17 protein-coding genes are annotated in these 24,274 nt (G+C 67.2%); 11 read left to right on the top strand and 6 right to left on the bottom strand.

What is annotated here, in order from left to right; all coding sequences use genetic code 11:
- Positions 1-29: 29 nt before the first annotated feature.
- The 3 genes from AC3WUT_RS18415 to rsmA are packed head-to-tail and all read left to right on the top strand — an operon-like array spanning position 30 to position 4,563.
- Positions 30-2,399 carry an LPS-assembly protein LptD gene (locus AC3WUT_RS18415; RefSeq protein WP_492348529.1) on the top strand — a complete coding sequence of 790 codons (2,370 nt, stop codon included), beginning with the start codon at positions 30-32 and terminating at the stop codon, positions 2,397-2,399.
- 25 nt (positions 2,400-2,424) lie between these two features.
- Positions 2,425-3,801 carry a peptidylprolyl isomerase gene (locus tag AC3WUT_RS18410; protein ID WP_492348528.1) on the top strand — a complete coding sequence of 459 codons (1,377 nt, stop codon included), beginning with the start codon at positions 2,425-2,427 and terminating at the stop codon, positions 3,799-3,801.
- 3 nt (positions 3,802-3,804) lie between these two features.
- Positions 3,805-4,563 carry a 16S rRNA (adenine(1518)-N(6)/adenine(1519)-N(6))-dimethyltransferase RsmA gene (gene rsmA / locus AC3WUT_RS18405; RefSeq protein ID WP_492348527.1) on the top strand — a complete coding sequence of 253 codons (759 nt, stop codon included), beginning with the start codon at positions 3,805-3,807 and terminating at the stop codon, positions 4,561-4,563.
- Between the two features lie 79 nt (positions 4,564-4,642).
- On the opposite strand, the gene AC3WUT_RS18400 is transcribed toward rsmA, so the two are convergent.
- The 5 genes from AC3WUT_RS18400 to AC3WUT_RS18380 all read right to left on the bottom strand — a co-directional run bounded on the left by AC3WUT_RS18400 (position 4,643) and on the right by AC3WUT_RS18380 (position 11,693).
- A complete protein-coding gene (locus AC3WUT_RS18400) occupies positions 4,643-6,436 on the bottom strand; it encodes a methyl-accepting chemotaxis protein (RefSeq protein WP_492348526.1) in 1,794 nt (597 codons plus the stop codon).
- Between the two features lie 426 nt (positions 6,437-6,862).
- Entirely contained in the window at positions 6,863-7,309 is a 447-nt protein-coding gene (locus AC3WUT_RS18395; RefSeq protein WP_492348640.1) for a barstar family protein, read from the bottom strand.
- A 56-nt stretch (positions 7,310-7,365) separates the two neighbouring features.
- Entirely contained in the window at positions 7,366-7,773 is a 408-nt protein-coding gene (locus AC3WUT_RS18390; protein WP_492348525.1) for a guanyl-specific ribonuclease, read from the bottom strand.
- A gap of 157 nt (positions 7,774-7,930) precedes the next feature.
- Entirely contained in the window at positions 7,931-10,243 is a 2,313-nt protein-coding gene (locus AC3WUT_RS18385) for an NADP-dependent malic enzyme (RefSeq protein WP_492348524.1), read from the bottom strand.
- Positions 10,244-10,463: 220 nt separating this feature from the next.
- The gene (locus AC3WUT_RS18380) at positions 10,464-11,693 is read right to left on the bottom strand and encodes a helix-turn-helix domain-containing protein (protein WP_492348523.1); all 1,230 of its coding nucleotides are present in this window, start codon (positions 11,691-11,693) and stop codon (positions 10,464-10,466) included.
- Positions 11,694-12,066: 373 nt separating this feature from the next.
- Here AC3WUT_RS18380 and AC3WUT_RS18375 point away from each other — a divergent pair, with 373 nt between their 5' ends.
- The 8 genes from AC3WUT_RS18375 (at position 12,067) to AC3WUT_RS18340 (ending at position 21,426) form a co-directional block, all read left to right on the top strand.
- A complete protein-coding gene (locus AC3WUT_RS18375; RefSeq protein WP_492348522.1) occupies positions 12,067-14,193 on the top strand; it encodes a PQQ-dependent dehydrogenase, methanol/ethanol family in 2,127 nt (708 codons plus the stop codon).
- A 94-nt stretch (positions 14,194-14,287) separates the two neighbouring features.
- Positions 14,288-14,587: a flagellar basal body protein gene (locus AC3WUT_RS18370; protein ID WP_492348521.1), complete on the top strand. Its 300-nt coding sequence runs from the start codon at positions 14,288-14,290 to the stop codon at positions 14,585-14,587.
- Between the two features lie 78 nt (positions 14,588-14,665).
- A complete protein-coding gene (locus tag AC3WUT_RS18365) occupies positions 14,666-15,703 on the top strand; it encodes an SPFH domain-containing protein (RefSeq protein ID WP_492348520.1) in 1,038 nt (345 codons plus the stop codon).
- Positions 15,704-15,719: 16 nt separating this feature from the next.
- On the top strand, positions 15,720-17,210 hold the full coding sequence (locus tag AC3WUT_RS18360; RefSeq protein ID WP_492348519.1) for a DUF4178 domain-containing protein: 1,491 nt from the start codon (positions 15,720-15,722) through the stop codon (positions 17,208-17,210).
- Between the two features lie 49 nt (positions 17,211-17,259).
- A complete protein-coding gene (locus AC3WUT_RS18355) occupies positions 17,260-17,481 on the top strand; it encodes a DUF350 domain-containing protein (RefSeq protein WP_492348518.1) in 222 nt (73 codons plus the stop codon).
- A 137-nt stretch (positions 17,482-17,618) separates the two neighbouring features.
- Positions 17,619-19,181, top strand: coding sequence for a polyamine aminopropyltransferase (locus AC3WUT_RS18350; protein ID WP_492348639.1), 1,563 nt, complete (start codon positions 17,619-17,621; stop codon positions 19,179-19,181).
- 11 nt (positions 19,182-19,192) lie between these two features.
- A complete protein-coding gene (locus AC3WUT_RS18345; RefSeq protein WP_492348517.1) occupies positions 19,193-20,917 on the top strand; it encodes an NAD(P)-binding protein in 1,725 nt (574 codons plus the stop codon).
- A complete protein-coding gene (locus tag AC3WUT_RS18340) occupies positions 20,914-21,426 on the top strand; it encodes a GNAT family N-acetyltransferase (protein WP_492348516.1) in 513 nt (170 codons plus the stop codon). The genes AC3WUT_RS18345 and AC3WUT_RS18340 overlap by 4 nt, the downstream gene beginning before the upstream one ends.
- A gap of 16 nt (positions 21,427-21,442) precedes the next feature.
- Here AC3WUT_RS18340 and AC3WUT_RS18335 read toward each other — a convergent pair whose 3' ends face one another.
- Positions 21,443-24,244 (bottom strand): putative bifunctional diguanylate cyclase/phosphodiesterase, encoded by a 2,802-nt coding sequence (locus tag AC3WUT_RS18335; RefSeq protein WP_492348515.1) that lies wholly within the window; start codon positions 24,242-24,244, stop codon positions 21,443-21,445.
- Positions 24,245-24,274: the final 30 nt, after the last annotated feature.

Here is a 24,274-nt window from a genome sequence, read left to right as displayed (position 1 = left end):
CTGAATGCCTGCGATGGATGCACCGACCGATGCTTGAACCGAGAAACCACGCCCGGCGGCCCTTCCTTCTCAGCCCGGTGGCCCTGCTGGTGGCCCTGATGTGCCAGGGCGCCTGGGCGCAGTCGGCCGAGCCCGACGACACCCCCGGGCCCAGGCTGCGGACGTCGCCGCTGCTGCAGGAAAAGATTTCGCCCCTGGTGCGCCCCCAGATGCCGACCTTCATCACGGGCGACCAGATCTCCGGCCAGAGCGAGCTGCAGACGGTGGTGGAAGGCCATGGCGAGTTGCGCCGGGCTGACACCGTGATCCGCGGTGACCGACTGGAGTATTTCCAGCCCGACGATCAGGCCCGGGCACGCGGCAATGTGTTCATCAACCGGGCCGGCAACACCTACCAGGGCACCGAACTCGAGCTCAAGGTTGATGCCTTCGAGGGCTTCTTCACCCAGCCGCACTACGAATTTCTGGCCACCCAGGCCTATGGCGACGCGGCCCGCATCGACTTTGTGGGCGAGAACCACATGGTGGTGCGCAACGGCACGTACAGCACCTGCCGCCCCACCCCTGGGCCCGACTGGATGCCGGCCTGGCTGCTGCGCGCCGATGCCGTCAAACTGGACCAGGAGGACAGCATCGGCACGGCACAGAACGGGGTGCTTGAGTTCTATGGCAAGCCAGTGCTGCACGCCAAGGAACTGAGCTTTCCGCTCAGCGATGCCCGCAAATCGGGCTGGTTGCCGCCCTCGGTGGGGGTGTCCTCGCGCGACGGCATCGAATACACCCAGCCCTATTACTGGAACATCGCGCCCAACCGCGACGCCACCTTCTACCCTACGCTGATGTCCAAGCGCGGGCTGGATCTGGCGGGTGACTTCCGCTACCTCGAAAACGGCTACCGGGGCCAGTTGTGGGGTGACTACATGCCCAGCGACAAGCTGCGCGACAGCTCGCGCTGGGGCTATGCGATCAACCACACCGGCCAGGTGGACACCGGCATCCCCGGCCTGGGTGGGGTGGGTCTGGGCGTGAACCTGAACCGGGTGAGCGACGACAACTACTGGCGCGATTTCAACCGCAGCATCCCCTCGCTGACCCAGCGCCTGCTGCCCAACGACCTCACCGTGAGCTGGGCCCGCAACGAGTATTTCGCGCAGTTCCGTCGCCTGAAGTGGCAGACACTGCAGGACGTGACCTCGCCGATCACGCCGCCGTACGACCGGGCACCGCAGTTTCTGGGGCGCTACACCAAGAACAACCTGGCGGGTTTCGACCTGATGGTCGAGGGCGACCACACCCAGTTCCAGGCCGATCCGACGCTGACCAGCCAGCCCAACGCCCAGCGCAGCTATGCCCTGACCCAGATCAGCCGGCCCTGGCTGGCGCCGGGCTGGTTCTTCACGCCCAAGCTGCAGCTGTACACCAGCAACTACAGTTTCAGTGCGCCGCTGAGCGATGGCCGCACCTCGGCCGCCCTGTCGGCCCCGACCTTCAGCCTGGATGGGGGCATGTATTTCGAGCGTGACGCCAGCTACTTCGGGCGGGCCTACCGCCAGACGCTGGAGCCGCGGGCCATGTACGTGTACACGCCCTACCGCAACCAGAGCACGCTGCCGGTGTACGACACCGCGCTCAATGACTTCAACTTTGCCACCATCTACACCGAGAACGCCTTCGGTGGCCATGACCGCATCTCCGACAGCAACAAGCTCACCTTGGGTGTGACCAGCCGCCTGCTGGCGCCCGACAGCGGGGCCGAGATTGCCCGCTTCGGCATCGCGCAGCGCCTGTTGTTCCGTGATCAGCTGGTCACCATGCCGGGCGGCACGGCGGTGACCAACCGCGCCAGCGATCTGCTGCTGGGGGCCGCAGTCAATTGGACCCCGCAGTGGATGTTTGACACCACGGTGTCGGTCAACCCTGAGACCAAGGTCACCAACACCTCGTCCGTGAGTGCCCGTTACAGCCCCAGCAACTACCGCGTGGTGAATGCCGCCTACCGCTTCCAGCGGGGCAGCAGCGAGCAGGTCGACATCGGCTGGCAATGGCCGCTGAACGACCTGTGGGGCGACAAAGGGGTGGACAAGGGGCCGGGCCGTGGCCTGGGCCCGGGCCGCTGGTACGGTGTGGGGCGCCTGAACTACGACATGATGAACGCCCGCATGGTCGACGCCATCGTAGGCTTTGAGTACGATGCCGACTGCTGGATCGGCCGCGTGGTGCTGGACCGCCTCAACACCACCCTGGTGACGGCCAACACCCGCATCCTGTTCCAGATCGAATTCGTGGGCTTCTCCCGCATCGGGGCCAGCCCCCTGCAGACCTTGCGGCAAAGCATCCCGCGCTACCAGTACCTGCGCGAGCAGGTCACGGCGCCAAGCCGTTTCAGCAACTATGACTAAGGCCCAGGCCAGAGCTTTTCCTTCCATGATGATCCAACGCCTCACCGTTCTGACGCTGGCCTGCCTGACTGCCTTGTCAGCCCAGGCCCAGGGCATCCGCATGCCTGGCAGCGCCTCGTCGTCTGCGTTTGCCCCGGCACCTGCCGTGCGCACCGCCGCCCCCAGCGGCCCGCAGCAGGCCGACTACATCGTGGCCGTGGTCAATTCAGAGCCCATCACCAACAACGAGGTGCGAGCCCGCGTGGCCCGCACGCTGCAGCAACTGGCGCAGCAGGGCACCACCCCGCCCGCCGCCGCTGAACTTGATCGCCTGGTGCTGGAGCGCATGATTGGCGAGAAGGCCCAGGCGCAGCTGGCCACCGAGCAGGGCCTGAAGGTCGAGGAAGGCGCGATCGACCTGGCCGAGCAGAACATTGCCCGCCAGAACCAGCTCACCGTGGCCGAACTGCGCAAGCGCCTGAGCCAGGACGGCCTGGCCATCAAGCAGTTGCGCGACGACCTGCGCACCCAGCTGCTGCTGGCCCGCCTGCGTGAGCGCGAGGTGGAGCCCCGTGCCAAGGTCACCGACCTGGAGATCGACCAGTTCCTGCAAGAGCAACTGGCCCGCCAGTCGCTGGCCCAGCAGGAGATCAACCTGGCCCAGGTGCTGGTGGCGGTGCCCGAAGGCGCTTCGGCCGAGGCGGTGGCCAACCTCAAGGCCCGTGCCGACCGGGTGGCCGCCCAGGCCCGTTCCGGGGTCGACTTTGCCACCCTGGCGCGCGACTATTCCGATGGCACCGACCGCACCCGTGGCGGCGAAATGGGCCTGCGCGCGGCCGAACGCTACCCCGAGATCTTCATCAATGCCGTCAAGGACGCCCCGGTGCAGTCCATCGTCGGCCCGGTCCGCAGCGGCGCCGGCTTCCACATTCTCAAGGTGATCGATCGCAACGATCCCAAGCCGGCGGTGGTGACCGTGCCGCAATCGCGTGCCCGCCACATCCTGCTGCGCACCGGCCCCAAGCTCAGCGAGAGCGCCGCCGTGGCCCTGATCAAGGGCTACCGCCAGCGCATCGTCGAGGGCGGTGCCAATTTTGCCGACTTGGCCCGCGAACACTCGCAGGACGGCAGCGCCAAGCAAGGCGGTGATCTGGGCTGGGTCAACCCGGGCCAGTTCGTGCCCGAGTTCGAAGAGGTGATGAACCGCCTGGAGCCCGGCGAGGTCAGCCAGCCGGTGGTGTCGCGCTTCGGCGTGCACCTGATCCAGTTGATGGAGCGACGCGACGCGCCGATGTCCCAGCGCGACCAGCGCGAAGTGGCGCGCAACATGCTGCGCGAGAAGAAGATGGAAGAGGCTTACGCGACCTGGGCCCAGGAGGTGCGTGACCGCGCCTATGTGGAACTGCGTGACCCGCCGCAATAAGCCATGAAACACATTCCCCGCAAGCGCTTCGGCCAGCACTTTCTGTCCGACCGCGCCATCATCGACGGCATCGTCGACGAGATCGCGCCGCAAGCCGGCCAACCCATGGTCGAGATCGGCCCCGGCCTCGCCGCGCTGACCCAGCCGCTGGTCGAACGCGTTGGCCGCCTCACCGTGATCGAGCTGGACCGCGACCTGGCGCGCCGCCTGCGCGAGCACCCCCAGCTCAACGTGGTCGAATCAGACGTCTTGAAGGTCGATTTCACCGCCCTGGCCCAAAGCCTGGGCGTGCCGCGCCTGCGCGTGGTGGGCAACCTGCCCTACAACATCTCCACGCCCATCCTGTTTCACCTGCTGGAGCATGTGGCGGTGGTCGAGGACCAGCACTTCATGCTGCAAAAAGAGGTCATCGATCGCATGGTGGCCGGGCCCAGCACCTCGGACTACGGTCGCCTGAGCGTGATGCTGCAGTGGCGCTATGCCATGCAGAACGTGTTGTTTGTTCCGCCCGAGAGCTTTGATCCGCCCCCCCGAGTGGACAGCGCCGTGGTGCGCATGGTGCCGCGCGCCGAGCCGGCCCCCTTGAACCCCAAGCTGCTTGAAGAACTGGTGCAGGTGGCTTTCAGCCAGCGCCGCAAGCTGCTGCGCCACACGCTGGGCCGCTGGCTGGAGGCACGTGGCTTCGGCGGCGAGTTCAACACCCAGCGCCGGGCCGAAGAAGTGCCGGTGGCCGAGTACGTGGCGCTGGCGCAGGCGCTTTGATTCAGCCGGATTGATTCAGGCGCTCTGATCCCGTCGCGGCAAGGCGCCCCTGCTCAGGGCGCCCCCGGGGCAGGCCGGCTCAGAAGGTTTCCCAATCGTCTTCCTGGCCCGCGGCCGCCTTGGCCTGCGGTTTGGCGGCGCTCTGGTGCGCCAGGGCCGCGGGCTTGGCCGCAGCCGGGGGCGAGGCCTTGGCTCGGTCCGGGCCAGCCACCTGTGCCGGTGCGGCCTGATTGCGTGGCAGCGGGGCTGGCGTGGCGCGGCTGATCGGCGCCGGCATGGGTTTGGACGTGGCGCGGCGCAGGGCGGCGGGCTCGCCGGCGCCCAGGCGGAACTTGCGCACCAATTGCTCCAGTTGCTCGGCCTGCGTCTGCATGGATTGGGCCGCGGCGGCTGATTCTTCCACCAGGGCGGCGTTCTGCTGGGTCACCTGGTCGAGTTGGGCCACGGCCGAGTTGACCTCGCTGAGGCCGCCGCTTTGCTCGCCGGTGGCCTGGGTGATGTCGGCCACGATGTGGGCCACACGCTGAACCGAGACCACCACCTCGCTCATGGTGCTGCCGGCTTGCTGCACCAGCTCCGAGCCCGACTCGACCTTGGCCTCCGAGGCTCCGATCAGGGTCTTGATTTCACGCGCGGCCTGGGCTGCACGCTGGGCCAGGCTGCGCACCTCGCCGGCCACCACGGCAAAGCCCCGGCCTTGTTCGCCCGCCCTGGCGGCTTCAACGGCCGCATTGAGGGCCAGGATGTTCGTCTGAAAGGCAATGCCGTCGATCACGCCCGTGATGTCACCGATCTTGCGCGAGGCGGTGCGAATCTCCTCCATCGTGCTCACCACCCGAGACACCACCTGCCCGCCCTGCTCGGCCACCTGGGAGGCCGAGCCGGCCAGCGCGCTGGCCTGGCGTGAGGACTCGGCTGATTGCTGCACGTTGTGCGTCAGGGCCTCCATCGAGGACGAGGTCTTTTGCAGATTGGCCGCGGTCTGTTCGGTGCGGTGCGACAGGTCGTTGTTGCCGCTGGCGATCTCGCTGCTGGCGGTGGCAATGTTCTCGGTGGCCTGCATCACCTGCTTGACCAGGTCGCGCAGGGATTCCTGCATCTGACCCATGGCGCTGACGAGCTGGCCGATCTCGTCGTTGGAGTCGCTGCGCACCTCATTGGACAGATCGCCCTCGGCGATTCGTTCGGCGAGCTCACGTGCTTTGGTGATGGAGCGGGCCAGGCCGCGCACGCTGAACACGGTCAGCGGGATCAGCACCACCAGGGCCACCACCAGCAGAGCCACGATCAGCGAGCCCAGGCGGTAGATGTCGCGCTGCATGTCGGCTTCGGCGTTGTGCATGGCTTCGCTGGCCTGATGGCTCAGCTGTGACAGGCCCTGGTCAGCGGCTTCCATGTGCTTCTTCAGCCGATCGGCATAGGCACCGGCCGCGGCCCCGTCGATCTGGGCCCGTTCCACTTGTTCGAGGATGGGGGTCAGGCCGGTCTCGTATTCCTTCAGGGCGGCCAGCACCTGCTTGAGCGCCTCCGTCTGGGCGCTGTCACCGGTGTTCTGGCTTTGCAGGGTGCCGGTGGCGCTCAACAGGCTGCCCAACTGCTTTTTCCAGGCTTCGCGCAGGTTGGCCACTTCCACGCTGTTGTTGAAGTTGATGATGATGTCCTTCTCGCTGCGGCGGATGTCGGCGGCCTTGAGCCGCAGTTCGTCGAGCGAGGTGAGGGTCTGGACTTTTTGCTCCAGCAAGGTCTTCAGGGTGCCTTGGGTGCTGTGCAGGGCCCAGAAACCGGTCAGGCCGATGACGGTCAGCAGCAGCAGAGAGAAACCGGTACCGAAGTAAAGGCGGGCCCGGATGGATAGTCGGTTCAGTAAGTTCATAGGCACCTTTTGGGTCGTGTCGTTTTCATGCAGGCAAAAGCCGCGCCAACTGGGTATTTGGGAGGCTGCCTGCGTCAAGAGCGCGAATGTTGCCCGCCCGCAGAGCGGGGCGCAAGCAGGGCAAGCCCGCAAGCCACGGACTTTGTGCAGGAGGGCACCAGCAGGCGAACGAAGATGGCAAAAAAAAACCCGCAGTGCGCAACTGCGGGTTCTTTGACGAGGGGACTGGTGAGGCGTTTCAGGCCGCCGACAGCCAGTAGCCGGCATTGAAAGGGCTGCTCATGCGCAGCGCCTGGGGCGAGACGTCCACCAGTTTGTCGGTGGGCATGCGGTCGCCGTTGTCTGAGCTCAGAGCAATACCGGTCAGGGTCTTGCCGACTTCAGCCTCGTTGGCCCGTTCTGCTTGGCCAGCTTGTGCAGAACGGGCTACAGAAAAGAATAGAAACATCGGAAGGGAATCTTCCGGTCGCTCCAGTAGTCAGCGGCATCCCGGAAGATGTCCAGCAATTGCTCGCGGGCTTCCTTGTCGAACTTGGCGTGGGCCGGAATCTGTTCCAGCACCACGATGAAGCCTGGCTGCGGGCCCGATTTGTGCAAGGGATCGGTCATGCAGTCATACAAGGCGTCAAAGTTCTTGCCGAAGTGCGCCGGGAAGGTGAATTGCGCCGCAATCATGTCCAGCACGTCCTGTTTGGACTGTGCATTGGCCAGATTGGCGTATAGAAAGTGCTGGCCCAGGTCGCGCGCTGCTTCCTGAAGGTCTTGTACCCGAAAGGCCCGAATCGACTGAACGATGTTGGTTCGAACGGTACGAAGTGGCGTATCCATCTCCGCTTCTCTTTCTCTATGGTCAAAAAAAATGGGCCTGGCCATGCTGTCGGCCCCGGCACAGGCCTGAGGCGCCTTCACGGCGGCGGTGATCTCAAGGGTCATTCGACGATGCGGCGAAAGCTCGCATAGTGGTCTTGGCTGTAGTAGCAGGCTTCGGGCGCCCTGATCTGGCGGCCCCCGCAGACAATGCGCCGGGCACCCCGGTCACGCGAGCCTGGAGTCTGAACGGTGTATTCATGGTAGAAGCCGCGCGGCTGATGAGGCAGGATCCGCTCGCGGTTGCCAAAGACCACACCATCCTTCTCGAAGGGAAAAGGCCCCCCGGACAGGATCAATTGATAGGTCTGGCGCCCTTGCGCCGGCAATTCCGCCAGGGAGATCGTGGCCTGGCCACCGATCGCGGGCGCCTCTCGAGAATGCACCAGAGTGGTGCCCGAGAGCGCCGCTGCCAACATCAGACAAACCAGCAGGAATTGGCTTGTTCTTGCGGCAACTTTTCGCAGCATGAAATAACACCTTTCAGAAACTCCGGGTAAACCCCAAAATTTCAAGGTCGCAAGTTTGACGTATCTGGTCCTGAAAAGCAAGCGGCTGCCCAAAAAATGGGCAGCCGCGCTCGGGTTTACGTCGTCTAAAAGTTAGCGCTCGCTATGGAGCAGCCGCTTACCGGGATGCGTTGGCGTCGGCCACCGTCAGGGCTGTCATGTTCACGATCCGGCGCACCGTGGTGCTGGCCGTGAGGATGTGCACCGGCTGTGCCGCGCCCAGCAGCACCGGGCCGATGGCGATGTTGCCGCCGGCGGCGGTTTTCAGCAGGTTGTACGAGATGTTGGCCGCATCGATGTTGGGCAAGACCAGCAGGTTGGCGCTGCCCAAAAGGGTGCTGTGCGGCATCAGGGCCTCGCGGGCGGCACCATCAAGGGCCACGTCGCCGTGCATTTCGCCGTCCACTTCCAGCCACGGGGCCTGTTCGCGCAGCAGCTCCAGGGTGCGGCGCATCTTCACGGCGCTGGGCTGGCTGCTGCTGCCGAAGTTCGAGTGCGACAGCAGCGCGGCCTTGGGCTTGATGCCGAAGCGCATCATTTCCTCGGCGGCCATGATGGTGATTTCGGTCAATTGCTCGGCCGTCGGGTCGTAGTTGACGTGGGTGTCAACCAGGAACAACTGGCGGTCGGGCAGCAGCAGACCGTTCATGCAGGCGTAGGTGCTGACGCCCGGGCGCTTGCCGATCACCTGATCCAGGTAGTTCAGGTGCAGCGTGGTGTGGCCCCAGGTGCCGGCAATCAGGCCGTCAACCTCGCCCTTGTGCAGCAGCATGGCGCCGATCAGCGACAGGCGGCGACGCATCTCGATCTTGGCGATCGGTACCGTGATGCCCTTGCGCTCGGTCATGCGGTGGTAGGTCTGCCAGAAGTCGCGGTAGCGGTGGTCGTTCTCGACGTTGACCACGTCATAGTCGCGGCCTTCCTGCAGGCGCAGGCCGAACTTCTCGATGCGCTCGGCGATCACGGCCGGGCGGCCGATCAGGGTCGGGCGGGCCAGGCCCTCGTCGACCACGATCTGGGCGGCGCGCAGCACGCGCTCTTCTTCACCCTCGGCATACGCCACGCGCTTCTTGGCGGCGGCCTTGGCGGCGGTGAAGATGGGCTTCATGGTGGTGCCCGAGGCGTAGACGAAGCTTTGCAGCTTGTCGCGGTAGGCATCCAGGTCCTTGACAGGGCGCAGGGCCACACCGCTGTCGGCGGCGGCCTGGGCCACGGCCGGCGCGATCTTCATCATCAGGCGCGGGTCGAAGGGCTTGGGAATCAGGTATTCAGGGCCAAACGCCAGGGGGTGGCCCACGTAGGCGGCGGCCACCACTTCGCTTTGCTCGGCCTGGGCCAGCTCGGCAATCGCGTGCACGGCCGCAATTTCCATCTCGACCGTGATGGTCGAGGCGCCCGCATCCAGGGCGCCACGGAAGATGTACGGGAAGCACAGGACGTTGTTGACCTGGTTGGGGTAATCGGTGCGGCCCGTGGCCATGATGGCGTCATCGCGCACCGACTTGACTTCTTCGGGCAGGATTTCGGGGGTGGGGTTGGCCAGCGCGAAGATCAGTGGGTTGGCAGCCATCTTGGCCACCATCTCGGGCTTGAGCACGCCACCGGCCGACAGACCCAGGAAGACGTCGGCGCCTTCGATGATCTGGCCCAGGGTGCGGGCATCGGTCTTCTGGGCGAACTGGATCTTGTCCTCGTCCATCAGCTCGGTGCGGCCTGCATAGACCACGCCGGCCAGATCGGTCACATAGATGTTTTCGCGCGGCAGGCCCAGCTTGAGCAGCAGGCTCAGGCAGGCGAGCGCTGCGGCGCCGGCGCCCGAGGTGACGAGCTTGACCTGCTTGATGTCCTTGCCCACGACCTTCAGGCCGTTGAGCAGGGCCGCGCCCACCACGATGGCGGTGCCGTGCTGGTCGTCGTGGAAGACGGGGATCTTCATGCGTTCGCGCAGCTTGCGCTCGACATAGAAGCAGTCGGGGGCCTTGATGTCTTCGAGGTTGATGCCGCCGAAGGTGGGCTCCAGCGAAGCAATGATGTCGACCAGCTTGTCCAGGTCTTTCTGCTCGTCGATCTCGATGTCGAACACATCGATGCCGGCAAACTTCTTGAACAGCACGCCCTTGCCTTCCATGACGGGCTTGGCGGCCAGCGGGCCGATGTTGCCCAGGCCCAGCACGGCGGTGCCGTTGGTGATCACGGCCACCAGGTTACCGCGGCTGGTGTACTTGAAGGCAGCGTTCGGATCCTTGACGATTTCCTCGCAGGGGGCTGCGACGCCGGGGGAGTAGGCCAGGGCCAGATCGTGCTGGTTGACCAGTTGCTTGGTGGCGGCAATGGCCACCTTGCCGGGGGTCGGCAGCTCGTGGTATTCCAGTGCGGCGCGCCGCAATTCAGCGCGCTGTTCTTCTTTGTTGGCCTGTGGGTTGATGGGCATCCAATGTCTCCTGCTGGCTTGCTGGGGCTGGGGTCGCGCACCGGTGGCGGCCTGTCCGGACTCGCAAGGGTTCGCGATTGTAGACCCACCTGGGGGGAAACCCTAGTCAGTAAATCTGCGTAAAAAGGTGAATGGGTTTTGACTATTTGGCAAAAGCCCGTGCCTTGAACGGTGGGCTGTTGCTGGCCCCATTCTGAATGGGTTTTGGGTTGCTGCGAACTCAGACGGAGCCTGATGGCGGGATTCGGCTTTTCAAGCGCCGGTACAGCAGCCCTCTGGACACCCCCAGTGCCCGAGCGGCGCGCGTGATGTTGCCGCCGGCCTGGGCCAGCGCCGCTTCGATGTGCTGGCGGCTGTGTTCACGCAGCGGGGGCCGGGCCGCCACGGCCTGCGGGCTGTCGTCGGCGGGGGCGTCGGCAGGCGGCTCAGGGGGGCGGGCCGAGGCCGGTGCAGGTGGTCTGGCCAGCTCGCCGACCGCCTGCAGGCGGCGCAAGCCATCGGCGGCCTGCAGCCGCACACGCAGCCACACGGTCAGGCCGTTGCCCAGGCGCCTGGGCTGGGGCCGGGCGTGGTGGCTCAGGGCCAGCAGGTCGGCCAGATCCAGGCCCAGCATGGCGTCAAAATCTTCGTGCGACGGCCGTTGGGCCAGGCCCAGCAGCCGGCGCCCCGCCGGGTTGACCCAGGCCAGCCGGCCTTGGTCGTCGATGCCGGCCAGGCCTTGTTGAACACTGTCGAGCAGATCCGGGTGGGCCTGGAACTGCAGCACCAGCTGTTCTCGGGCCTGGGTTTTGAGCAGGCGGTTTTCGATGGCGGTGGCGTAGGCACCCACCAGGCTGGCGGCATCGAAGCCGAAAGGCCGGGTTTCGATGGACAGGTCCAGCACGCCGGCCAGGCGCCCGTGGATGTCCCGGATCGGGGCCGCTGCGCAGTGAAAACTCTGCAGGCAGTCGTAATAGTGTTCGGCACCCATCACGCTGCAGGCCTGGCCCGTGTGGGTGACCAGGCCGGGGGCGGTGGTGCCCACGGCGGATTCCGACAGGTTCACCCCCAGGCGCGCGGCCACGCCCAGCAGGGGCTGATCGGCCAGCGGGTGGTGGGTGACGTGCACGATCACCCCGTCGCTGTCGGTCAGGATGACCCGGCAGTCGGTGCCGCTGAGGGCGTGTTCCAGGGATTGCAATTCTTCGCCCGAAGCGCTGAGCAGCGGGCGATTGCGGCTCAGGGCGCCGTGCAGGCGGCTGGGTGTGACCGGGTCGAAGCTCAGTGTGCGGCTGGTGCGGGGCTCCTGGCGCAGGCAGCGCAGCCACGATTGCAGCACCCCCTCGGGCACCAGGCCACTGGGGCGCTGCCCTTCTTCAAACAACTGCTGGCGTGCCAGGGTCACGCGCTGGCTGGGCGTGTTGAAGAACAAGGGGCGCGCCCAGGGGCGGCCAGGGTCTTGCCGGGGCATGGGGCCTCCATCAAGCGGTGGGTCGGTGTGCGGGTGAGCGCAGTATCGGCAGCACCGGGCCGGCCCGGTCTCAGGGTTAGCCCATGGAAACCGGGTGGACAAGTCGGAAATTCGCAAATTGAGACAGCCGCGCCCGCCGGGTGGGCTGAATTCCGAATGTTCCATCTTGGAACACTTTTGGCCTAGGGAAATCCCGGTGATGAAGGCGCCCGGGCAAAAGCAGATGCTCCGATCCGGGTGGCCCGCCAGCGCTCCGGCGTGCGCCAGCGAAGGTGCACACAGATTCCCGCCGTTCATGAGCCCCGAACGGGAAGCGAGAAGCGCCTGGTCCGAAGGCCACCCCCCCAAGCCTTTTCCGAGGAGACATCACCCTATGCAACAAGCCATTTCCACCACCCGCCCTGTTTCCGGGGCTCCGGCCTGGCGCCGCCTGGGCATCGGGCTCGCCTGGCTGGCCACGGCCGCCCTGGCCGCCCAGGCCCAGCCTGCCAGTCGTGTCGATCAGGTCGACGGGGCTTACATCCAGGCCAACGCGGCCAAGTCGACCGACTGGCCCAGCCATGGCCTGGATTACGCCGAAACCCGCTTCTCGCGCCTGCAGCAGATCAACACCGGCAACGTGGGCAAGTTGGGGCTGGTCTGGTCGTACAACCTGGAGTCCACCCGGGGCGTGGAGTCCACCCCATTGGTGGTCGATGGCGTGATGTATGTCACCGCCTCCTGGAGCGTGGTGCATGCAGTCGATGTGCGCACGGGCAAGCGGCTCTGGAGCTTTGACCCCCAAGTCGACAAGTCCAAGGGCTACAAGGGGTGCTGCGATGTGGTCAACCGCGGCGTGGCCCTTTACCAGGGCAAGGTTTTCGTGGCCGCCTACGATGGCCGCCTGATCGCCCTGAACGCCCGCACCGGCCAGAAGGTGTGGGAGCAGGACACCTTGATCGACCACACCCACAGCTACACCATCACCGGTGCGCCCCGCGTCATCAAAGGCAAGGTGGTGATCGGCAACGGTGGTGCCGAGTATGGCGTGCGCGGCTACGTCACGGCCTACGATGCGGGCACCGGCACCCAGGCCTGGCGCTGGTTCACCGTGCCGGGCGATCCGTCCAAGCCCTTCGAGAACGAGGCCATGGCCCGTGCGGCCAAGACCTGGGACGCCAGCGGCAAGTGGTGGGAGTCAGGCGGCGGCGGCACGGCCTGGGACACCATGACCTATGACCCCGAGCTGAACCTGATGTACATCGGCACCGGCAATGGCTCGCCCTGGGCGCGCAGCAAGCGCAGCCCGGGCGGTGGCGACAACCTGTACCTGGCCTCGATCGTGGCCCTCAACCCCGACACCGGCGAGTACGTCTGGCATTACCAGGAAACCCCGGGCGACAACTGGGACTACACGTCGACCCAGCCCATGATCCTGGCCGATCTGAAGATCGATGGCCGTGCGCGCAAGGTGATCCTGCATGCCCCCAAGAATGGCTTTTTCTTTGTCATCGACCGGACCAACGGGCGCTTCATCTCGGCCAAGAACTTTGTCGACGTGAACTGGGCCAAGGGCTACGACGCCAACGGCCGCCCCATCGAAAACCCCGAGGCACGCGCCACCGACAAGCCCTATGACGCCGTACCGGGGCCGTTCGGTGCGCACAACTGGCATTCGATGTCCTTCAACCCGCAGACCGGCCTGGTCTACCTGCCGGCGCAGAACGTGCCCATCAACCTGATGGACAACCAGAACTGGAAGTTCAACGGCAATCAGCCCGGTGAGCCCCATGGCGGCCTGGGTTGGAACCTGGCGATGTACGCCAACGTGCAGCCGCCCAAGGGCAAGCCCTTCGGTCGCCTGATCGCCTGGGACCCGGTGCAGCAGAAGGCCGCCTGGACGCAGGAGCAGGTCTCGCCCTGGAACGGCGGCACCCTGAGCACCGCCGGTAACCTGGTGTTCCAGGGCACGGCCGATGGGCGCTTCATGGCCTACAACGCCAAGACTGGCGAGAAGCTCTGGGAGTCGCCCACCGGCACGGGCGTGGTCGCCGCGCCCATCACCTATGAGGTGGATGGGCGCCAGTACGTGTCGATCGCCGTGGGCTGGGGCGGGGTGTATGGCCTGGCCCAGCGCGCCACCGATCGCCAGGGCCCTGGCACCGTCTACACCTTTGCCGTGGGTGGCAAGGCGCCCTTGCCGGATTTCGTGGGCTACCGCCTGGGCGACCTGGTGTCGGGCGTCAAGTACGACCCGGCCCAGGTGCAGGCCGGCACCATGCTGTATGTCAGCAACTGCGTGTTCTGCCACGGCGTGCCGGGCGTGGACCGTGGCGGCAACATTCCCAACCTGGGCTACATGGATGCCGCGATGATCGAGCACCTGGACAAGTTCATCTTCAAGGGTCCGGCCATGGCGCGTGGCATGCCTGACTTCAGCGAGCGCCTCAGCCTCGATGATGTGCAGAAGATCAAGGCCTTCATCCAGGGCACGGCCGACGCGATCCGACCCAAGAAGTGAGCCCCCCTGCAGCCCGCCTTGTGGCGGGCTGCGGTTTGGCGAAATCACCGCTGCGGAAGATAATCGGGCCTTCTGTCTTCCTTGAGGCCCGCCCATGTCCAGCATCAGCTCGATCGCCCAGTCCGGCATGCAGGCCGCGCTGCAGCGTCAAAGTGCGGCGGCCAACAACATCGCCAACCAGAACACCGACGGTTACCGTCGCGAGCGGGTCGACCAGCAGGCCGACCCCAACGGCGGCACCACTGCCACCGTGTCGCGCATGCCCCAGCCCGGCAGTCAGCTGGCGCAAGACATGGTCGACCAGATTTCCTCCAGCTACAGCTTCCAGGCCAGCCTCAAGACCCTCAAGGTCAATGACCAGATGATGGGCTCGCTGCTGGACGTCAAGGCCTGAGAGGCTGCGCTGCCAGGCCCTTTTCGGCCTGGTACGCAGGTATCATCTGTGCCGTTCCCAACCGAGCAGGAGACGGCCATGGGCCTGATGGATTTCATCAAGAAGCAGTTCATCGACGTCCTTCAATGGACCGAAGAGGGCGACGGCACGCTGGCCTGGCGCTATCCCATGGCCGACATGGAAATCCAGAACGGCGCCACCCTGGTGGTGCGCGAGTCGCAGATGGCCCTGTTCGTCAACGAAGGGCGCATCGCCGACCTGTTCGGGCCCGGCACCTACCGCCTGGGCACGCAGACCCTGCCCCTGCTGACCAACCTGCAGAACTGGGACAAGCTGTTTGAGTCGCCCTTCAAGAGCGATGTCTATTTCTTCAGCACCCGCGAGCAGCTCGACCAGAAATGGGGCACGCCCCAGCCTGTCACCGTGCGTGACGCCGAGTTTGGTGCCGTGCGCCTGCGTGCCTTCGGCAATTACAGCTTCCGCATCGCGGACCCCAAGGTGTTCCATGCCGGCATTTCCGGCACCCGCGAGCGCTACGGCGTGGCCGACCTGGACGGTCAGTTGCGCGGCCTGGTGCTGCAGAACATCAGCCAGGCCATTGCGGCCAGCGGCATCCCCTTCCTGGACCTGGCGGCCAATCAGCAGCGCTTCGCCGAGGCCCTGACCCAGCAACTGGGCCCCGAGTTCGCCCGCCTGGGCCTGCAGTTGCAGACCTTCACGGTGCAGAACCTGTCCCTGCCCGAAGAGTTGCAGAAGGTGCTCGACCAGAAGATCGGCATGGGCATGGTGGGGCGCGACATGGGCCAGTTCATGCAGTACCAGACCGCCCAGGCCATTCCGCGCCTGGCCGAAGGGGCTGCGGGCGGCGGTGTGGCCGGTGACGCCATGGGGCTGGGGGCCGGCGTGGCCCTGGGCCAGGTGCTGGCGCAGAACCTGCAGGCCGGCCTGCAGGGGGGCGGCGCGGCGGCGGCTTCAGCTGCGGCCGTCGGCGCAGGCCTCAAGCCCGACGAGATCATGGCCACACTGGAGAAGTTGGCCGATCTCAAGACCAAAGGCATCCTGACCGCTGAAGAGTTCGACGCCAAGAAGGCCGAACTGCTCAAGAAGCTCGTCTGAACCGCACCGGCTGTTCGTGACAGAGCGTTCCTACCGCGCGCCCTGCCCGGGCTGCGGCGCCCCCGTTGAATTTCGCAGCGCCCAATCGACGCATGCGGTCTGCCCCTACTGCCAGAGCACGGTGCTGCGCCAGGGTGAGGTGCTGAGCCGCATCGGTCGCATGGCCGAGCTGTTTGACGACCACAGCCCGCTGCAGCTCATGGCCGGCGGCCGCTTCGACAACAAGCCCTTTGTACTGATCGGGCGGCTTCAGTACAAATCACCCGCCGGCGTGTGGACCGAGTGGGTCGCGCTGTTCGAGGATGGCAGCCAGGCCAGCCTGAGCGAGGACAACGGTGCCTATGTGATGTCGCGCCCGCGCGAGCTGCAGCGCGAGATGCCTGCGGCCTCGGCCTTCCGCCCCGGGGCCAGCACGGCAGTCAACGGCCAGCCCTTCACCGTGGCCTTCAGCGACCAGGTGTGCCTGATCTCGGCCCAGGGCGAACTGCCGCGCCTGCCGCCGCTGGGCTTTGCCTTTGGCCTGGTCGAGCTGCGCAGCGACAGCGGCGAGGTGCTCAGCCTCGATTACAGCCGCACCCCGCCCGCCCTGTCGGCGGGCCGCTCGGTGCGGCTCGAAGACCTGGCCCTGAGCGGGCTCAAGGACGCGTCGGTCAAGAACGAAGTGGGGCGCCAGTTCAACTGCCCGCATTGCGGCGCGCCGGTCGAAATCACGCTGGCCAGCACCAAGACCCTCACCTGCCGCAGCTGCAACAGCCTGATCGATGTCTCGCAGGGCATCGGCGGCGAACTGCGCCACGCCCTGCAGGACGAGCCCGTGGCACCCTTGATCGCGCTGGGCAGCCTGGGCCGGCTCGAAGGGGTGGATTGGCAGGTGGTGGGCTTTCAGCACCGCATGGGGCGCGAGCCCGGCGACGACGAGCTGTTCGGCTGGGAGGAGTACCTGCTCTACAACCGCCAGCGTGGCTTCAGCTTCCTGGTCGACGCCACCGATGGCTGGAGCCTGGTGCGCCCGCTCACCGGCGCCCCCAAGCTCGATGCCTCGGGGCGGGCGGCCACCTACCTGGGCACCCGCTACGACTTGCAATACCGCTACGACGCCGAGACCAGCTATGCCTGCGGCGAGTTCTACTGGCCGGTGGCCCGGGGCCAGAAGACCAGCAACCGTGACTTCGCCAGCGCCAAGGGCCTGCTGTCCGAAGAAAGCACCCCCACCGAAATCACCTGGTCGGGCGGCAGCCGCCTGGACGCGGCCACGGTGGCCAAGGCCTTCAAGCTGGAAGCCCGCCAAGACCTGCTGCGACGGGCCGATGTGGCCCCCGCGGGCAGTTTCAGGGCGCTCGGCTGGGGCACCATCGTGGTCATCGCGGTACTGCTGATCGTGCTGGTGCTGTTGCTCAGCCGCTGCTCCCGCTGCGACCCGGCGGTGGAAAACTGCAGCAGCAGTGGCTACCGCAGCTCGGGGGGCTCCTATGGGGGCTATTCAGGCAGCGGTGGCAGCCACAAGTGATGATGAGGCACCGACTTGCTCAACCAACCACTCTTTGACGGAGGTTTCCATGGGACTTGAATGGCTGCGCCCCGGCGCCGTGCTCGGCTCCATCGTGTTCGCCCTGCTGGGCGTGCTGGTCTTCTGGCTGAGCTTCGTCGTCATCGACAAGCTCACGCCCTACGATCTGTGGCGCGAACTGGTGGAAAAGCAGAACGTGGCCCTTGGCCTGGTGGTGGCGGCCATGTCGCTGGGCATTTGCCTCATCGTGGCGGCCGCCATCCACGGCTGAGCCTGACGTGCACTATTTTTGGGGTTGCCGAGGGTTCGGCGGCCTTGTTTTGAAGACTGTGGATTGTTTTGAGCCTTCGACCTGATTCCTCCGACCCCCTGTTGCCCGCGGCGGTCGTCTCCGATGTGCCCTGGCGACTGCCCGGGCGGCGTGGCGCGCGCTCGACTGAGCCCTCTGGCGGGGGCGGGGCCCCCCGGCCGGTCGAACTGGCCCTGCTGAGCAGCGTGTTCGTGGTGGCGGCCTGCGGCCTGCTGTACGAGCTGGCCGCCGGCACCCTGGCCTCGTACCTGCTGGGCGACTCGGTGTTGCAGTTCTCCACCGTGATCGGCGCCTATCTGTTCGCCATGGGCCTGGGCTCCTGGGCCTCACGGCATTTCGAGCGCCAGTTGCCAGCACACTTCCTGCGCATCGAGCTCCTGGTGGCCCTGCTGGGCGGCGGCATGCCTGCCCTGTTGTTCTTGTGCAGTGCCTTTGTGCCCGGGGCCTTCCGGCTGGTGCTGTACACCCTGGTGGGGGCGGTGGGGGTGCTGGTCGGGCTGGAGATTCCGCTGGTGATGCGCATCCTCAAGCGCCACGTGCAGCTCAAGGAACTGGTCTCGCAGGTGCTCACCTTTGATTACCTGGGGGCGCTGGCGGTGTCGCTGGCCTTCCCCATCCTGCTGGTGCCGCACCTGGGCCTGGTGCGCACCGGACTGGTGTTCGGCCTGCTCAATGCCGCCGTGGCGGTGTGGGCGCTGTGGCTGTTCCGACATGAGCTGCGCCGTCTGCGCACCCATGTGCTGGCGTGTGCGGGCGTGCTGCTGACCCTGCTGGGCGCTCTGTTCGGCGCCGACGCCATCACCACCGTGGCCGAAGACCGCTTCTACCAGGACCGCGTGATCTTCACCGCCACCAGCCCTTACCAGCGCATTGTGGTCACCAGCGGGGCACAGGGGCACCGCTTGTTCCTCAATGGCAATCTGCAGTTTGCCGAGCGCGACGAGTACCGCTACCACGAGGCCCTGGTGCACCCGGTCATGGCGGCCCAGGGCAACCCGCGCCGGGTGGCCGTGCTGGGCGGGGGCGATGGCATGGCCGTGCGTGAAGTGCTCAAGTACCCCGGGGTGCAGCAGGTCACCCTGGTCGAACTCGACCCCGAGATGACGCGCCTGTTCAGCAGCCAGCCCGCCCTCAAGCGGCTCAACGGCGGGGCTTTGTCCGATCCGAGGGTGCGCATCGTCAATGCCGATGCCTTCCAGTGGCTGCAGACCGAGGCCGACACCTTCGACGTCATCGTGGTCGACTTTCCCGACCCGACCAACTTTTCGCTGGGCAAGCTCTACAGCCAGTCGTTCTATGCCTTGCTGGACCAGCGCCTGTCGGCCAGCGGTTATGCCGTGGTGCAGACCACCTCGCCCCTGGTGGCGCGCCAGAGCTTCTGGACCGTGGTGCACACCATCGAGGCCGCCGGCCTGGGCGCCACGCCCTACCACGCCAACGTGCCCAGCTTTGGCGAGTGGGGCTTTGTGGTGGCCTCGCGCCGACCCTGGCGCCAGCCTGTGCGCCTGCCCGAGGGCCTGCGCTTTCTCAATCTGCAGACCTTGCCCCTGTTGTTCGATTTTCCGCAGGACATGGCGGCCGTGCCCACCGGGGTGAACCGCCTGTCCAACCAGATCCTGGTGCGCACCTATGAGCAGGAATGGGGCAAGGTGGCCCATTGACGCGGCCTGACATGCGTTTGAACGGTGCCTTCGTGTCGTCTTCAGCGGGCTTGCGCCGGCGCGAGTGGCTGGCCCTGGCCGGTGCCGGCCTGGGCCTGGCGGGTTGTGCGCCGGCTGCACCGGCCTTGCAAGGCGGGTTTGAGGGCGCTGCCTTTGAGCGGGGCCACCTGTTGCGCGAGAACCCGCGCCGCTGGCCGGCGCCGGCCGTGTCACGCCGGGTGGGTGTGGTGGTGGCGGGGGCGGGCATCGCAGGCCTGGCCGCGGCGCGCTCGCTGCGCCTGGGTGGGGTGGACGACCTGGCCATTCTGGAGCTCGACGAGCAAGCCGGCGGCAACAGCCGCGGCCGCCTGCTGGGCCAGCAACCCTGCCCCACCGGGGCGCATTACCTGCCCCTGCCCGGTGACGATGCGCCCGAGGTGCAGGCCTTGCTTGAGGAGCTGGGCCTGCGCCAGCGCCAGGCGGGGCGTTGGGTCTACGACGAGCAGGCCCTGTGCCACAGCCCGCAAGAGCGCCTGTACCTGGACGGCGGCTGGCAGGAGGGCCTGTTGCCCGCACACGAGCTGAGCGCGGTCACCCGGACGCAATACCAGCGCTTTGCGGATCAGGTGGCGGCCCTGCAGCGCCAGGCCCGGTTTGCCATTCCGCTGGCCAGCCGGGGCCTGAGCCCGGTACAACTGGCGCTCGACAGCCAGACCTTTGCCCAGTGGCTGGCCCAGCAGGGCCTGGACGACGCCCGCCTGCGCTGGTACCTGGACTACTGCTGCCGCGACGACTACGGTGCCGGCCTGACCGAGGTCTCGGCCTGGGCCGGCATCCACTACTTTGCCAGCCGCCACGGCTTTCATGCCCCGGGCAGCGATGAGGCCGCCGAAGCGGCCGACACCCCGGTGCTCACCTGGCCCGAGGGCAATGGCTGGCTGGTCGACCGGCTGGCCGCGCCCTGGCAGGGCGATGCCGGCCAGGGCCCGCTGTACACCGGCCGGGTGGTGCTGCGCATCGAAGACCAGCGCCAGGGCGTGGCCGTTGATGTGTGGGATGTGGCCCGGCAACGGGTCGAACGCTGGCTGGCCGCCCACTGCATCGTGGCCCTGCCGGTGCATGTGGCGGCCCGGGTGGTGGTCACCGCGCCCGATTGGCTGCAGTCCACGGCCTTGCGCTGGCAGCATGCGGCCTGGGTGGTGGGCAACCTGCTGCTCGACCAGCCGCTGGCAGACCGGCCCGGCGCCGCCCCGGCCTGGGACAACGTGATCTACGGCTCCAGTGGCCTGGGCTATGTCAACGCCGCCCACCAGCGCCTGGACCCGCGCCCCGGCCCCACGGTGCTCACCTTCTACCGCGCCCTGGGGGCCGCCAAACCGGCCCGCAAGACCTTGTTGGAGCAGCCCTGGACGCACTGGCGTGGCCAGCTGCTGGACGAATTCCTGGCCCCGCACCCCGATCTGCTGAGCCATGCCCGAGAGTTCTCGCTGAGCCGGCACGGCCATGCCATGGCCGTGCCCGTGCCCGGGGTACTGGCCCACCTGGCGCGCCTGCCGCTGGCCGCGGCCGCCCAGGCCGTGCCCAGCCTGCGCCAGCGCCGCACCGGCAGCGGTGTTCCGGCGGCACTGGCCCAAGGGCGGGTCAGCTACGCCCACAGCGACTGGTCGGGCTACTCGGTGTTCGAAGAGGCTTTCACGCGCGGGCACGATGCCGGGCTGCTGGCCGTGCAGCAACTGCGGGGGCGCACCCCCTCATGAGCCCGGGCCCGCACCACTTGCGCGGCCTGCAGAGGGCCGACCTGCCCGCCTTGATGGCGCTGCAGGCCCTGGCCTACGGTGCCGCCTTGGTTGAGCCCGCCCCTGCCATGGCCCAGCGCCTGGCCATCACGCCGCCAACGGTGTGGGGCTTGTTCGAGGCCTCTGGCGAGATGCGCGCCTACCTGCTGGCCTACCGCAGCGTGCCGGGGGCGGTGGCGCCGCTGCATCAACCTTTTGACCCGGCGCCCCAGCCCACGGCCCTGTACCTGCATGACCTGGCCGTGCACCCGGTCGCCAAGGGACTGGGCCTGGGGCCACGCCTGGTGGCGGCGGCACTGGCCCTGGCACGGACCGAAAGCCTGGGCGGGCTGGGCCTGGTGGCGGTGCAGGGCTCGCAGCCTTTCTGGCGCCGTCAGGGCTTTCAGGACAGCCGGCCTGATGCGGCCTCCCAGGCCACCTTGGCCGGGTACGGCGAAGGGGCTGCCTACCTGTGGCGCGCGCTGCCCTGAGCGGCGGCCGGCGACCCTAGCGGTGTTGCCCGGCGGCCTGGTGGCGCGCCGCCAGCAGCTTGCTCTGATGCGCGTGCCGCCAGTGCTCGAAGGCCGGCGCCATCAAGGGCTTGGCAAACAGATAGCCCTGGCCGACATCGCAATCCAGCGCCATCAGGGCCGCGGCGGTGGCGTCATCCTCCACCCCTTCGGCCACGGTGCGCAGGCCCAGCTTGCGGCCCAGGGCGATGGTCGACTCGGCCACGTGGCGGTCGCGCGGACTGCGCAGCAGCGCGCTCACAAAGCTGCGATCGATCTTGATGCTGGTGAAGGGAAACTGGCTCACATACGAGAGGCTGGAGAAGCCGGTGCCGAAGTCGTCCAGCGCCAGCGCCATGCCGGCGGCCCGCAGCTCCTGCAGGCGGCGCAGCACCAGGTCGGGGTTGACGGCCAGGGCCGACTCGGTGACCTCCAGCTCCAGCCACTGGGCGGCCACCTTTTTCTGCACCAGCAGGGTTTTGATGTGGTCGGTGAAGTCGGGGTCCTGCAGGTTGTTGGCGCTGATGTTGACGGCGACCTTCAACGCCTGATCCCGGGCCTGCCAGCGGGCCATCTGGTCGAGTGCCGCGCTGATCACCCAGCGGGTCAGTGGGTAGATCAGTTCGGTGGATTCGGCCAGCGGAATGAACTCGGACGGCGGGATCCAGCCCAGGCGCGGGTGGTGCCAACGCAGCAGGGCCTCCACCCCTTCCAGCTCTCGACTTTCCAGCCACAGCTTGGGTTGCCAGGCCAGTTGCAACTGGCCGCCGCGGATGGCGGCCGACAGTTCTGAGCGCATCTTCAGGTCGTGCCCGGGGGCGTGTTCGAAGCTGCGGCTGTAGCGCACCTGCGATCCCACCACGGTGCGCGCCCGGGCGGCCGCCACATCCGCGCAGCGAAGCAACTGCCCGGCATCAGGCGCGTCGGCAGGGTAGGCGGCGCTGCCCAGCTTCAGATGCAGCTCGACGGCGGTGTCGCCCAGCGTGATCGGTTCGCGGCTGACCCGCACCATCAGTTCGCACACGGCCTCGGTCGGCAGGACGGGCGTCGGGTCAGGCTTCGATTTCATCGCCGGGTCGAAAGCCGCGTTAAACGCAGCGTCATGGGCCGTGTCCTGGGACGTGTCGCGGGCCGCGTCATTTGCCGCGTCATGGGGCGCCGGAGGCACGGCCACGAAGTCGGTGCCGCCGGCCCGCGCCAGGCTCCAGCCATGGGCGAGCAGCTGGCGCTCCAGGCGCCGGGAGGTGATTTCCAGCACCATGTCGGCAGCCCGGTGGCCAAAGGCTTCGTTGATCTCCTTGAAGCGCGCCAGGTTCACGAACACCAGCTCGAAGCGATGGCCGGGCTGGCGTTCGATGCGCTCGTCCAGCTGGCGCAACAGGCTGTGCCGGTTGGGCAGGCCGGTCAGTGGGTCGTGGTTGGCCAGGTAGTCCTGCTGGCGGTTGAAGCGGCGCTCTTCGCTCAGGTCGCGCACCAGGCACAACAACTGGGGCGCGCCATCCAGCGTGAAGGCCGACAGGCGCATCTCGCAGTCCACACGCTGCTGCGTCTGCGGGGCGTCAAAACTGTATTCGAAGCGCAGGTGCTCTCCGGCCAGTGCGCGTTGCATGCGCTGGCGTGGCAGGGCGCTGGGCTGGCCGGTGGCCGGGTCAATGGGGTGGGGAAAGAACTCCGACAGGGCGTGTCCCACCACCTCTTCGCCCTGCTGGCGCCCGGTCAGGCGCAATGCCGCCGGGTTCAGCGCCAGCACACGGCCTGCAGGGTCCAGCACCAGCACGCCATCGGCCACGTCCTCGAACAGGCGCCGGTACACCGTCTCGCTGGTGGCCAGCACCTGCAGCATGCGCTGCAGTGCGCGGGTGCCCAGTCCGAGCGCCAGCAGCGCCAGGGCCAGCATCACCCCCTTGGTGGCGCTGCGTTGCCGCCAGGGGGCCAGCACCTGGGTCTCGGCTTGCAGGCTGGCCACCAACAGCGGATAGCGCCCGGAGCGCCTGAAGGTGCCCGACAGGTCCAGCCCCTGGCCGATCGAGGTCATGAACTCGCCGGCCGGTTGCTCGTGGGCCAGCCGGGCCAGCAGGGCCGATTCGGGGGCCATGCGCCCGGCGCCCGGCATGAACCCACCGGTGCGCATCAGCACCTGGCCATCGGGCAGGTACACCGCCTGCTCAAGCAGGTTGAGCGGGGCCTGTGCATCGCTGTCCTGCGGCGGTGCGGGCGGGCGCAAGGCCGCCAGCGGAATCAGGGCGCCCAGCAGCCACTCGGGGCCCGATGCGCCACTGCTCAGGCGCATCAGCACCGGCAGCAACTCGTCTTGATCGCCCAGGCGGATCGGCGCCAGCAGCTGCAAGGGGCCCGCCACCTCGGGGGCCGGCAACTGGCGCAGCGGCTGCAGCGCCTCGGGGGGCAGGTGCTGGTGCCGGTCGGCGGCCACCAGCTCGTCGCCGCGGCGCACAAACAGCAGCTGGGACACGCTGTCGAAGCGGATGGCGCCCTCCAGCAGGGCCTGCAAGGCGCGGGCATCGGGCGGGGTGTGCGGGCCGCGGGTGGGCATCAATTCCTGACCCAGACTGCTCAGGCTGAGTGAGGCCTGCTCCAGTGTCTGCTCGCTCAGGTGGCGCAGGCTTTCGGTCAGTTGCTGGCTGTTGTCATGGGCCAGGCGGCGGGTGCTGCGGTAATCCAGCGCGATCGACCACAGGCCCAGGCCGATCAAGCCCAGCCCCGCCGCCCACCCAGCCCAGTGCAACAGGCGCCGAAAACGGCGACCCAGCAGATAGCTTTCGGAGGCGGAGAGGAGCTGCACCAAACCATCCTAACCAACAAAGCAAAGTTG

The organism is Curvibacter sp. EU05-FHT14A10 (assembly GCF_058791075.1).
The sequence above is the reverse complement of the archived record's forward strand: the minus strand, read 5'-3'. Positions and strand labels throughout refer to the sequence as shown.

Coding starts and splice junctions, on each gene's coding strand:
- AC3WUT_RS18380 (WP_492348523.1), bottom strand. CDS start 11,693: ATGCCCCGGCAAGACCCTGGCCGCCCCTGGGCGCGCCCCTTGTTCTTC.
- AC3WUT_RS18340 (WP_492348516.1), top strand. CDS start 20,914: ATGAGCCCGGGCCCGCACCACTTGCGCGGCCTGCAGAGGGCCGACCTG.
- AC3WUT_RS18385 (WP_492348524.1), bottom strand. CDS start 10,243: ATGCCCATCAACCCACAGGCCAACAAAGAAGAACAGCGCGCTGAATTG.
- AC3WUT_RS18345 (WP_492348517.1), top strand. CDS start 19,193: ATGCGTTTGAACGGTGCCTTCGTGTCGTCTTCAGCGGGCTTGCGCCGG.
- rsmA (WP_492348527.1), top strand. CDS start 3,805: ATGAAACACATTCCCCGCAAGCGCTTCGGCCAGCACTTTCTGTCCGAC.
- AC3WUT_RS18375 (WP_492348522.1), top strand. CDS start 12,067: ATGCAACAAGCCATTTCCACCACCCGCCCTGTTTCCGGGGCTCCGGCC.
- AC3WUT_RS18390 (WP_492348525.1), bottom strand. CDS start 7,773: ATGCTGCGAAAAGTTGCCGCAAGAACAAGCCAATTCCTGCTGGTTTGT.
- AC3WUT_RS18395 (WP_492348640.1), bottom strand. CDS start 7,309: ATGGCCAGGCCCATTTTTTTTGACCATAGAGAAAGAGAAGCGGAGATG.
- AC3WUT_RS18415 (WP_492348529.1), top strand. CDS start 30: ATGCTTGAACCGAGAAACCACGCCCGGCGGCCCTTCCTTCTCAGCCCG.
- AC3WUT_RS18370 (WP_492348521.1), top strand. CDS start 14,288: ATGTCCAGCATCAGCTCGATCGCCCAGTCCGGCATGCAGGCCGCGCTG.
- AC3WUT_RS18400 (WP_492348526.1), bottom strand. CDS start 6,436: ATGAACTTACTGAACCGACTATCCATCCGGGCCCGCCTTTACTTCGGT.
- AC3WUT_RS18365 (WP_492348520.1), top strand. CDS start 14,666: ATGGGCCTGATGGATTTCATCAAGAAGCAGTTCATCGACGTCCTTCAA.
- AC3WUT_RS18410 (WP_492348528.1), top strand. CDS start 2,425: ATGATGATCCAACGCCTCACCGTTCTGACGCTGGCCTGCCTGACTGCC.
- AC3WUT_RS18355 (WP_492348518.1), top strand. CDS start 17,260: ATGGGACTTGAATGGCTGCGCCCCGGCGCCGTGCTCGGCTCCATCGTG.